This window comes from Sphingobium sp. MP9-4, from assembly GCF_005281675.1.
In the GTDB taxonomy this organism is placed as follows: Bacteria; Pseudomonadota; Alphaproteobacteria; order Sphingomonadales; family Sphingomonadaceae; genus Sphingobium; species Sphingobium yanoikuyae.
Genome location: NZ_LUFI01000071.1, coordinates 21,031 through 32,767 on the forward strand (window position 1 = coordinate 21,031; position 11,737 = coordinate 32,767).

General features: G+C 65.3%; 10 protein-coding genes. 5 read left to right on the forward strand and 5 right to left on the reverse strand.

Annotated elements, in window-relative coordinates; translation table 11 throughout:
* Positions 1-157: 157 nt before the first annotated feature.
* The 5 genes from A0U87_RS21060 to A0U87_RS21080 all read right to left on the reverse strand — a co-directional run bounded on the left by A0U87_RS21060 (position 158) and on the right by A0U87_RS21080 (position 6,538).
* Complete coding sequence (locus A0U87_RS21060; RefSeq protein WP_137405976.1) at positions 158-2,359, reverse strand: DUF3141 domain-containing protein; 2,202 nt, start codon at positions 2,357-2,359, stop codon at positions 158-160.
* 201 nt (positions 2,360-2,560) lie between these two features.
* Positions 2,561-3,760, reverse strand: coding sequence for a methionine adenosyltransferase (gene metK, locus A0U87_RS21065; protein WP_048937041.1), 1,200 nt, complete (start codon positions 3,758-3,760; stop codon positions 2,561-2,563).
* Between the two features lie 57 nt (positions 3,761-3,817).
* Positions 3,818-5,359, reverse strand: a complete 1,542-nt coding sequence (gene lnt, locus A0U87_RS21070; protein ID WP_048937040.1) for an apolipoprotein N-acyltransferase — start codon at positions 5,357-5,359, stop codon at positions 3,818-3,820.
* A gap of 10 nt (positions 5,360-5,369) precedes the next feature.
* Positions 5,370-6,005, reverse strand: coding sequence for a DedA family protein (locus A0U87_RS21075; RefSeq protein ID WP_048937039.1), 636 nt, complete (start codon positions 6,003-6,005; stop codon positions 5,370-5,372).
* Between the two features lie 11 nt (positions 6,006-6,016).
* Positions 6,017-6,538 carry a GNAT family N-acetyltransferase gene (locus A0U87_RS21080; RefSeq protein WP_048937038.1) on the reverse strand — a complete coding sequence of 174 codons (522 nt, stop codon included), beginning with the start codon at positions 6,536-6,538 and terminating at the stop codon, positions 6,017-6,019.
* A 114-nt stretch (positions 6,539-6,652) separates the two neighbouring features.
* On the opposite strand from A0U87_RS21080, the gene A0U87_RS21085 reads away from it, so the two are divergent.
* The 5 genes from A0U87_RS21085 to A0U87_RS21105 all read left to right on the forward strand — a co-directional run bounded on the left by A0U87_RS21085 (position 6,653) and on the right by A0U87_RS21105 (position 11,701).
* Complete coding sequence (locus A0U87_RS21085; RefSeq protein ID WP_004212020.1) at positions 6,653-6,895, forward strand: hypothetical protein; 243 nt, start codon at positions 6,653-6,655, stop codon at positions 6,893-6,895.
* Between the two features lie 38 nt (positions 6,896-6,933).
* Positions 6,934-8,970, forward strand: coding sequence for a DUF3857 domain-containing protein (locus A0U87_RS21090; protein WP_240700614.1), 2,037 nt, complete (start codon positions 6,934-6,936; stop codon positions 8,968-8,970).
* A 122-nt stretch (positions 8,971-9,092) separates the two neighbouring features.
* Entirely contained in the window at positions 9,093-9,869 is a 777-nt protein-coding gene (locus tag A0U87_RS21095) for a hypothetical protein (RefSeq protein ID WP_080993533.1), read from the forward strand.
* Positions 9,870-10,122: 253 nt separating this feature from the next.
* Positions 10,123-11,118, forward strand: a complete 996-nt coding sequence (gene hemB, locus A0U87_RS21100) for a porphobilinogen synthase (protein ID WP_048937037.1) — start codon at positions 10,123-10,125, stop codon at positions 11,116-11,118.
* A 7-nt stretch (positions 11,119-11,125) separates the two neighbouring features.
* On the forward strand, positions 11,126-11,701 hold the full coding sequence (locus A0U87_RS21105) for a gamma carbonic anhydrase family protein (protein ID WP_048937036.1): 576 nt from the start codon (positions 11,126-11,128) through the stop codon (positions 11,699-11,701).
* The last annotated feature ends 36 nt before the right edge of the window (positions 11,702-11,737 follow it).

Below are 11,737 nucleotides of genomic sequence, written 5' to 3' on the forward strand. Positions count from 1 at the left end.
GCAAGGCTGATGAAGGCGGTAGCAAGAGGACGGGTCATGGCGTTGCCCTGGGTGGAGGGTGCCGGGCTCGACAGGGGTGCGAGCCCGACGCCCTCTCTATGCGCGGTTCCGCGGGCGCAGGCCAATGAACTTTTCGTCATGTTCCGGACAGGATGGCTCAGCCACGGTCGACATCGGCCGCAGCATTGAACAGGTCGAGCATGGCGCCCAGCCGGGCGGCCTCCTCCTGCGTCAGCCCTTCGTCCCGGTCGAACAATGCGGCAAGCTTTTGCCCGCCGGCGCGGACTGCATCGGGATCGACGCGGGCGAGCAGTTCGGGAATGCCGGCAATCGCGCCATCGGGATCATGGCGCAGCAGCTTGGCCTGCTCGCGCACCAGCGTGCGGAACAGCGGCAGGGTCATGCCCGCGGGCAGCATGTCGATATGCAGCCGGCGCGCCTCCTCGAACCGGCGGGCGTCGGTCTGTTCGCGGGTGCGCAGCACATGGAAGATCGCCCGCAACTGCGCCTCCAGCAGGCCGCCTTCCTGCAGTTCGGCGCTGAGATGGGCCATTTCCTCGGCAACGAAGGCGCGATGTTCCGGCGTGTCGCCGGGGTGATGACGGGGCGGGCGGCCGTCCTGCGGGGCGACGCCCATGGCGGCCTGAACCAGCGGCGCGCCATAGATCGTATCGAAGCTCAATGCCTGGAGCCTGTCGCGGGTATCCCGATAGGCGTCGAGCGCGCCCGCCATCATGGTCGACACCATGGTCTGGCCGGCCAGGAAGCCATTGTCGGGCGCGACCGGGCGCCGATTGTCGCGCACGACCCCGGCCCAGCCCTCGATCAGTTGCGCCATGGGATGGTCGCTCGACCAGCTGTAGGACAGGCGCATCGGGTGCCATTGCGCCAGCCAGTCGGCCAGTTGCGGGCTGGCCATCGCCTGCACCAGCGGCTGGGCGAAGCGGCGATACAGTTCCAGATTGGCTTCCGACGCACGGCGGGCGGCAACGAAGCGCCGTTCGCTGTCGAAATCCTGCTGCACGATTGCCTGGACATCGGCGATGCCGCGCCGCTGGATCGCCAGATACTGGCCGTCATCATCGACCGCGCCGGGCAGGGCGCCGACTGGATCCTGTTGCACCGTCGCCTGATAGAGGCCGGCGGGCAGCACATCGATCAGGTCGATGGCGCTGACAAATTCGCGATGCTCCTTGCGCCCGACGCTGGCCGATACGAAAATGCCGAGATGGCCGATACTGTCATGGGTGGCATAGATGATCGTCTGGTCATGGCTGACGATCTCCGCATCGTTGCGGTAGAGGTCGGTGATCCAGCCCAGGGCCTGCGGTGGCGGCGTGATATTGTCGCCATGCGAGCAGAAGGCCAGGATCGGCGAGCGGATGTTGCGCAGGTCGATGCGGATGCCGTCCGAGGTCAGCAACTGGGCGGTGGCGAGCCGGTTACCGATGAAGAGATTGTCGACGATATACTGCATTTCGACATCGTTGAGATAGACATAGCCGCCCCAATATTTCTCGAAGCCGAGATAGCGAGGGGCTTCGGTATCGACCTTGGAATAAAGGGTGTAATCCTTTTTCCAGAGCGTGTTGGCAGGATCGAGATTTTCGAAATTCTGCACCAGCCAGGCGCCGTCGAAGCGGCCCGCGCCCATGTCGCCGGTCATCGCCGTTGCCCAACTGCCGCCCATCAGGCCGCCGCCATAGCGCATGACATTGTCGCCCGCCCAATAGGAGAGCGGGGCGCCGGCGACGATGATCGGGCCGAACAGCTCGGGCCAGACCGCGGCGGTCATCAATATCTGCCAGCCGGCCTGGCAATTGCCGATCACCACCGGCTTGCCATCGGCGGAGGGGTGGAGTTCGCCGACATGGGCGACGAAGGCGGCCTCCGCGCGCATCACATCCTCCACCGTCTGGCCCGGAACCGGATTGGGAGTGAAGCCGATGAAATAACAGGGGTGGCCTTCGCGCAGGGCGGCGCCGATCTCGCTGTCGGGCTTGAAGCCGCCAATGCCGGGGCCATGACCGGCGCGCGGATCGACGACGATGACCGGGCGCTTGGCCGGATCGACCGGCAAGCCCTCTGGCGGGGTGATGCGGACCAGGCCATAATTGACCTGGCGGGGCAGGTCGGCGCCGGACAGGATGATCTCGCCATCGAAATTCAGCACATGGGGCACGCGTTCGGCCAGATGCGCCTTATACTGGTCGCCGCGCTGGCGCTTGACGTCGGCGAACAGGACGGCGCGTTGCAGCGCGTCGACGCCATAGTCGAAGGCCTGGCCGAACCAGTCGAGCGGCGGCCAGAGCGGGATGGAAGCGGTGGATGTTGTGGGTTCGCTGGTCGTCTTGGGCATGGCTGGCCTTCCGAAACGCGTTCAGACGTCGCGGCGGACCCCCATTCCTGACCGCACTGCATCATAACCCCGAGTCATGACAATGCGATGGAAAATCGTCTTATTTCGACAGGCCGATAACAACTTGTGACGGACATGCGAAAAGGGCGCGGAAAGCATAGCTCTCCGCGCCCCTTGCTATTGGTCGTCAGACCGCAGGCCTCAGGCCAGCTTCGCCTTGAGCGCATCAACCAGGTCGGTCTTTTCCCAGGGGAAATAGTCGCCTTCGGGCGTGCGGCCGAAATGGCCGTAGGCGGCGGTTTTCTGGTAGATCGGCTTGTTGAGGCCGAGATGGGTGCGGATGCCCTTGGGGGTCAGGCGCACCAGCGTCGGCAGGACGGCTTCGATCGCCGAAGCCTCGACCGTGCCGGTGCCGTGCAGGTCGACATAGAGCGAGAGCGGCTCGGCCACGCCGATGGCGTAGCTGAGCTGGATCGTGCAGCGGCGGGCGAGGCCGGCGGCAACGATGTTCTTCGCGAGATAGCGGGTGATGTAGGCCGCCGAGCGGTCGACTTTGGTCGGATCCTTGCCGCTGAACGCGCCGCCGCCATGGGGCGAGGCGCCGCCATAGGTGTCGACGATGATCTTGCGGCCGGTGAGGCCGGCGTCGCCGTCGGGGCCGCCGATTTCGAACAGGCCGGTCGGGTTGACGTAGATGCTCTCGTCGCCCGGCAGCCAGCCTTCGGGCAGGACATCGGCCATCACGCTCTTGACGTAGGCACGCAGTTCGGCGCGGCTGTCGTCATTGTCCATGCCGGCGGCATGCTGGGTCGACACGACCAGCGCGGTCGCGCGGACCGGCTTTTCGTCGATATATTCCAGCGTCACCTGGCTCTTGGCGTCGGGTTCCAGGAAGGGAACGACCTTGCCATGGCGGTCGGCTGCCATGCGTTCCAGGATCTTGTGCGAATAATAGAGGGTGGCGGGCATGAGGTCGGGGGTTTCGTCCGACGCATAGCCGAACATGATGCCCTGGTCGCCGGCGCCTTCGTCCTTGTTGCCGCTTTCATCGACGCCCTGCGCGATGTGCGCCGACTGGCCGTGCAGATTGTTCTCGAAGCGGAAGGTCTCCCAGTGGAAGCCGTCCTGCTCATAACCGATGCGCTTCACGGTCGCGCGGACGGTCGCCTCGATCTCTTCCTTGGCGCCCGGCGCCCATTCGCCATTTTCATAGACGCCCTTGCAGCGGATTTCGCCGGCCAGGACGACGAGCTGGGTCGTGGTCAGGGTTTCGCACGCGATGCGGGCTTCGGGATCCTTGGACAGGAACAGGTCGACGATCGAGTCGGAAATCTGGTCCGCGACCTTGTCGGGGTGGCCTTCGGAAACGGATTCCGAGGTGAAGAGGAATTGGTTACGCATGAGACTCCCGTAAGGTGCTTGCGGACGAATGAACATAAAGAAAACTTTATGTGGCTATTAGCTTTTGCCTCTGCGCAAGGCAAGGGCCGTCCCGAGCAGGATCAGAAGGAAGGCAAAGGGCGCCCAGTTGCCCAGCCGCGCGAACAGGGTGGCAGGCAGCGGCGGCGGCAGGCGGCTGTCGAGATAGCCGGCGCGATGGCTGGACAGTGAATGCAGCACATGGCCGCGCGCATCGACGATGACGGACACGCCTGTGGGCGTGGCGCGGATGATCGGCAGCCCTTCCTCCAGCGCGCGCAGCCGCGCCTGGGCCAGATGCTGGACCGGCCCCCAACTGCCGAACCAGGCGTCGTTGGACGGGTTGAACAGGAAGTCCGGGCGATGGGCGCGATCGACCACCTGGCCCGAGAAGATGATCTCATAGCAGATCTGCACGCCCATCTTGAGCGCGGGGCGGCCAAGGGTGGCGGGCAGGGTCAGGCTCTGCGGGCCGGGGCCGGGCCAGAAATCGACGTCGCCCGGCACCAGCCGCGACAGGCCGATCGGCTGGAGGATGCTGCGCATCGGCAGATATTCGCCATAGGGGACGAGATGCGCCTTGTCGTAGCGGGCGGCAAGCTGGGCATCGGGGGTGACGACGAACAGGCTGTTGTTGGCGCCGGCCAGTTCGGTCGTGCCATAAGGCCCCTTGTCCTTGAAATAGACCTTGGTCGCGCCGGTCATCAGCAGATCGCCCGGCCCCATCAGGTCCGCCAGGCGCCAGCGCCATTCGGGTTCCATGTCGAGATAGGCGGGGATCGCTGCTTCGGGCCAGAAGATCAGGCGCGGAGCAGGGCGAGGCTTGCCCGACAGGGTGGCGAGGGTGCGGAAATGCGCCTGTTCCAGTTCGGCCGAATATTTCTCGTCCTGGCCGATATTGGGCTGAACCACGCGGATCAGCGGCGCGCCGGCGGGCGTCGTCGGGGCGGGCGAGAATTGGCCCCAGAGCGCGAGGGCGACGAGCGGCACGGCAATGGCGGCGGCAGGGCGATACTGGCGGCGCACGGCGAGCAGACACGCGCCGGCGGCGAGCAGCACCAGCGCGCCAAGGCCATAGGTGCCGATCAGCGTCGCGGCGATCGCGGCGCCGGTCGGCAGCAGGGTGACGCCCAGCGGGTTCCAAGCAAAGCCGGTGAAGACGGTGGCGCGCGCATATTCGCTGGCGATCCAGCAGCCGGCGAACAGCAGCAGGAAGGCTGGGCCAATGAAGGCGAAGCGGCGCCCGGCCCACCATGCGCCCAAAGTCGCGAGACCGGGATAGACGGCGAGATAGAGCGAGAGCAGGACCACCGCGCCATAGCCGAACCAGTGCGGCATCGCGTCCTGATAGGTGAAGGCGTGGGCGATCCAGTTGAGGCCCAGGGTGAAATGGCCGACCCCGAACAGCCAGCCGCGCAGGAAAGCGGCGCGGCGGTCAGGCGTGCGCTCGATCAGCAGGATGAGCAGCGCAAAGCAGGCGATGGTGACCGGCCAGAGTTTCAGCGGCTCGAAACCGGTCGCCGAGAGGAAGCCGGCGAGCAGGGCTGCAAGCCGGGGATGGCGCGCGAGCAGGGCGTTCATTTGCGGCGGATCAGGAGATGGTGGCCATGGTGGCGTTGGAGCAGCGATCGCTCTTCTGCCCGCCGCCCGACAGCATCGATGCCGCGACGAAACCGCCGACCACCAGCACCAGGAACAGCGCCGACAGCGGTGCCAGATATTTCTCGATGAACGCCTTGATCGGGCGGCCGAATTTCCAGAACAGGAAGCCGACGATCATGAACTGGAAGGCGCGGGACAGGATGCTGGCCCACAGGAAGGTGAAGAGCGACAGGCCGATGAAGCCGGCGGTGATGGTGATCAGCTTGAACGGGATCGGGGTCGCGCCCTTGATCAGGATGATCTCCGCGCCATAGTCGCGCAGATAGCAGGCCGCGACCGGGAATTTCGCCGACAGGCCAAGCAGATGCAGGATCTGTGCGCCGACCGCCTGATAGAGGAAGTGACCGATGCCATAGCCGAGCAGGCCACCCAGCACCGAGGCGATGGTGCAGATGAGGCCATAGCGGATCGCCTTTTCCGGCCGCGCCAGGCACATCAGGCCCAGCAGCGGATGCGGCGGGATCGGAAAGAAGCTGGATTCCATGAAACTGAAGGCAAAAAGCCAACGTTCGGCGTGCGGGTGAGCGGCCTTGGCCAGCATCCACTGATAGAGCTTGGTGAGCATCGCGAGCGGGCCTAGCTCAGTTGCACGGGAGCCGCCAGCGCTTTTGCCAGGACGACCATTTCGAGCGGCGGATCGAGCGGCACGGGGAAGGGGCGCTTCTCGTCGGTCAGCACATAGCCGCGCCGCTGATAATAGGCAATCAGCTCGGGCCGCCGGTCGATCACCGTCATCTCGATCATGGTCGCGCCGAAATCGCGGGCGGCCTGGTCCTCTGCCGCAGCGATCATGCGGCGGCCAAGCCCGGCGGCCTGAAGCTGCGGATCGATGCAGAGCAGGCCGAGATAGGCGACATCTTCGTCACGCTTGCTGATATGGACGCAGCCGATCGGCATGCCCTTATCGTCGATCGCGACCAGCAATCGGTCGGTCGGGCTGGCGAGAATGGCCTGCAATTCTTCGATATCGGTGCGGGCATCGGTCAGCAGGTCGGATTCGAAGGTCCAGCCGGCCCGCGCCTCGTCGCCGCGATAGGCGTGCTCGATCACGCGGTGGAGCAGGGGCAGGTCGGCGGGGGCGGCAAGGCAGATATCCATGGCCCCGCCTTTAGCGGGGCGGCGATGGCTGCAAAAGTCCCGATCATAGGGATGCGGCGATGCTTGATCGGGACGCTGCGGCCGCGATAGGATCGGAACAAACAGGAGAGCGCGATGCAGGATATGGGCGAGGGCAGTTGCCCCTTCAGCTTCAACATGGACCCGGCCAGTTTCAAGGTCGGCGATTCGGTCAGCTATCGCGTGACCGGCAGTCTGGAAGGCTTTCCCTTCGCCGGGGTGCTGCTAGAAGTGCATGACGATCATGTGGTGCTGACGTCCGATGTCGACGACAAGGCCAGCCGGATGCGCGCCACGCGCGAGAGCCGGCCGGTGGTGCGCGAAGAGGATGTCTGCTGACGATTTTTCAGGGGGCGTTGCTGGTGATTGCAAGGGGGATGTTGGCGTTGGCGCTGGTGAGCGCTGCGCCGGCGATGGCGGCTGAAAAGAATGTCCGATATGCCAAGCCGGGAAATTGGGTGTTGCCACCGCCCGCGCCCACGTCGGGGGCAACGCCGTCCGGGGCGGCGGTGCGTGTCGTTTATTCCGACATCCAGACCCGCGCCAGCGAGCAGGGAGACGAGGTCTATACGAGTTGGCGGATGAAGCTGTTGACCGCCGACGCCCTGGCGGTTGGCAATATCTCCGCGACATGGAATCCGGCGGCGGGTGGCGCAACGGTGCATCATCTGAACATCATCCGCGACGGCAAGGTCATCAATGTCCTGTCGGGCACGCGCTTTGCCGTGGTGCAGCGCGAAGCCAATCTGGAATCCGCTGCGCTCGACGGGCAATTGACCGCGACCCTGCAGGTGCCGGGATTGCAGGTCGGCGACGAGCTGGAATTTGCAGCGACGGTGCGCAGCAAGGATCCGACGCTGGGTGACCATCATTTCGGCTTTTCCATGCTGTCGCCGCTGGGCAATCCGGGCGCCTATCGCATGCGGCTGTCCTGGCCGAGCACGGTGCCGATCCATTGGCAGGCCAGTCCCGACATGGGGCCGATCGTGCCGCAGGCAGAGGGCGACCTGACCAGTATCAGCTATGAACTGCGCGATCCCGATGCATCGCTGATGACCGAAGGCGCGCCCGCGCGCTACAATATCCGGCGCCTGATCGAAATTAGCAATTTTTCCAGCTGGAAGGACATGTCGGCCCAGCTCTGGCCCCTGTTCGATCAGGCTGCCTTGATCGGCGCGGCATCCCCGCTGCGGCAGGAGATCGCCCGCATCGCTGCGCAGAGCAATGATCCAATGGGGCGGGCGCAGGCAGCGTTGCAACTGGTGCAGGACAAGCTGCGCTATGTCTATGTCGGGCTGGGCGGCGGCAATTATCGTCCGGCGACGGTGGATGAAAGCTGGAGCCGGCGGTTTGCCGATTGCAAGGCGAAGACGGTGCTGCTGATGGCGCTGCTGCGCGAACTGGGCGTGCCGGCCGAGGCCGTGCTGGTCAACAGCAATGGCGGTGACGGTTTGGATGCGCGCTTGGCCAGCCCGATGATGTTCGACCATGTGCTGGTCCGGGCACGGATCGGTGATCAATCCTATTGGCTGGACGGCACGCGTCAGGGCGATCGCGATATCGCGCGCCAGCGGCCGGTTCCCTATCGCTGGGTGCTGCCGCTTCGGCAGGAGGGGGCTGGGCTGGAGGCCGTCGCGGCAGGCGTTCCGCGCCAGCCCGATCTGGTCGAATATATCGACATCGATCAGCGCGCGGGGATCGACAAGCCGGCCAAGATCGTCGCCCGCAACATATTGCGCGGCGATGAAACCTATCAACTGCGGGTGCAACTGGCGGGGATGACCGCGCAGGACGCCGACCGGGCGGTGCAGACCTATTGGCGCCAGCAGGCCGGCTGGGTCGATGTCGACAAGGTTGGCTGGCGTTATGACGAGGCCCATGCCGCGCTGGTGCTGACGCTGGAGGGAACGGGTCGGACCGAATGGAAGGGCAGTGACGAGGACGGCTGGTCCCATTATCTGTTCGGCGCGGGCTTTTATGCGCCCGACAATCGCAAGCGGCCCAGGGACCAGGACCAGGCCGCGCCCTATGCGATCAATTTTCCGCGCTTCCGCTGCTATGCCACCGTGCTGCGCCTGCCCCGGCCAACGGGGGACTGGCACTGGAATGTCGCGGGCAAGCGGGTCAATCGCACGCTTGGCGGTGTCGCCTACTGGCGCGGCATATCGCTGATCGACAATGTCGTGCGGTCGGTCCAGTCGAGCCATAGCCTGGTGCCCGAAATCAGCGCGGCCGAGGCCAATATCCTCAATGCCGCGATCCCCGGCTTCAACACCAGCATGACCCGCGTCGATCAGGATTCCAGCTTGCAGGCGGATGTCGGACGCCCGGAACCGATGCTGGCCAAGGGGGACGAGATCGACTGGCTGGACGATGCAACGCCGTGCGACGGGCCGCCGCCCGTCACGCCATAGGGGCGGTCCGTCGGCGGATGGGGGCGATATGGGCGACATTACCGATTTGTCAGCCGCCACGGCGTTGACTGTGCGGTGCCGTCTGGGCATGACGCGCAACGCATAGAGACCGGTCGGCACGCTTGATAATTTCGCATATTCCCTGGGACAAGTTGCGGCAGCGGGCCGGCGGCCTGGCATTCGCGCTGGTGCTGAACGCGATCCTGCTGCTGGCGCTGCTGACGATGGCGCCGCATATCGACCCCAAGAAGGTCGAGGATCGCAATCCGGTGAGCTTCGATATCGAGCCGGCCAAGCAGGCGAACAAGGAAAAATCCAAGGCGCAGAAGGCGGAAAAGCGCGAGCGGGATACCGCCGCGCCCAAGCAGAAGAGCGAGCCGGTGGTGACGCCGCCAAAGCCGGTCGAGACGCCGAGCGTGCAGCCGCCATCGCCTTTCCCCTTCATCACGCTCGACAGCCGCCAGATGGCGGCGGCCGACATCGGCAAGATGGAAAAGAAGACGGCGGGCGTCGGCGACAGCGGCACCGGCAATGCCAAGGCGATTGTCGGGCCGGGCGAGGGGCCGGGCGGCGTGCAACTGTTCGAGGCTGAATGGTATCGCCGGCCGACCCATGCCGAATTGTCGACCTATCTGCCCGCCAATGCGCCGGCGCAGGGCTATGGCCTGGTCGCGTGCAAGACGATCGACCATTATCATGTCGAAAATTGCCAGATGATCAGCGAATATCCGACCGGATCGGGCTTTGGTCGCGCGGTGCGCCTGGCCGCCTGGCAATTCCTGGTGCGGCCGCCCCGCGTCGATGGCAAGCCCCAGGTCGGCGCCTGGGTCCGCATCCGCATCGATTATACCCGAACGGTTATCGGTGGCAGCGCTGGCGCGGATGATGACGGGCGCTGAGGCGCGGTAGGTCGGGTATCTAGCAGAAGCGGACATTCCTCCCCGGCACGGGGAGGTGGCAGCGCGAAGCGCTGACGGAGGGGCAGGTGCCTCTTGGCGCTGCGCTATCCGGCCTGTGCCCCTCCACCACTCGCTACGCGAGCGGTCCCCCTCCCCGTGACGGGGAGGAATGTCTTGTTTCCACCCATTCCCGCCAGGGGCAGGACAATCGGTCCGGCTTGATCCCCTTTGGGCAGCGGCCTACATCCAACGCATGACTATTGCCTCCTATCCGGCGCTGCGCATGCGCCGTACCCGTGCCACCGCCTGGAGCCGGGCGATGCATGCCGAAAACCGCCTGTCGCCCAGCGATTTCATCTGGCCCCTGTTCGTGACCGAAGGGGTCGGCGTCGAGGAGCCGATCGCCGCGCTGCCCGGCGTGTCGCGCTGGTCGGTCGATCTGATGGTGGCCCGCGCGAAGGAAGCGTGCGACGCCGGCATTCCCTGTCTGGCGCTGTTCCCCAATACCCAGGCCGAACGCCGCAGCGACGATGGCGCCGAGGCGCTGAACCCCGATAACCTGATGTGCCGGGCGATCCGCGCGATCAAGGATGCGGTGCCCGATATTGGCGTGCTGACTGACGTGGCGCTAGACCCCTATACCGCCCATGGCCAGGACGGGCTGCTCGACGAGACCGGCTATGTGATCAATGACGCGACGATCGACATGCTGATCGGCCAGTCGCTCAACCAGGCGGCGGCGGGCGCCGACATCATCGCGCCCAGCGACATGATGGACGGCCGCATCGGCGCGATCCGCGAGGCGCTGGAGGAAACCGGCCACGCCAATGTCCAGATCATGGCCTATGCCGCCAAATATGCCAGCGCCTTCTATGGTCCGTTCCGTGACGCGGTGGGATCGCGCGGGTTGCTGAAGGGTGACAAGAAAAATTATCAGATGGACCCGGCCAATGGCGAGGAAGCGCTGCGCGAGGTCGCTCTGGACCTGGCCGAGGGCGCGGATAGCGTGATGGTGAAGCCGGGCCTGCCCTATCTGGATATCGTCGCGCGGGTGCGCGATCGTTTCTCCGTCCCGGTCTTCGCCTATCAGGTGTCGGGCGAATATGCGATGATCGAACATGGCGCCGCCGCCGGCTCGGGCGATCGCGACGCGCTGATCCTGGAAACGCTGATGGCGTTCAAGCGGGCGGGCTGTTCGGGCGTGCTGACCTATCATGCGCTGCACGCGGCGCGGCTGCTGAACGGTTGAGGCGCAGATGACCGATCATCCCGACGTCTCCATCATCCCGCTGAACGGCAAGACACCGCTGATCCACCCCAGCGCCTTCATCGCGCCGGGATGCCGGATCATCGGGGATGTGGAGATCGGCGCGGATGCCAGCATCTGGTATAATTGCGTGATCCGGGGCGATGTGAACCATATCCGCATCGGCGCGCGCACCAACATCCAGGACGGCACGGTTGTCCATTGCGATAGCCCCGGCGACGGCCGGCCGGGCTATCCGGCAGAGGGCTATCCCACCATCATCGGCGAGGATGTGCTGATCGGCCACATGGCGATGGTCCATGGCTGCGTGCTGGAGGACCGGGCGTTCGTCGGGCTGGGCGCGATCGTGATGAGCGGCTGCACCGTGGAGAGCGACGCGATGCTAGCGGCCGGCGCGCTGCTCTCGCCCGGCAAGAAGGTACTGCACCGGCAGCTATGGGCCGGGCGCCCGGCTAAATATATGCGCGACCTGACCGACGAGGCGATCATCACCATGCGCGAGGGCGTCGACCATTATGTCCATAATGGCAAGGCGCATAAGGGCGCGGTGCGCCAGATGGGGTAAAAAATCGACGCATTTCCGGTTTCTGACGGTCCATTG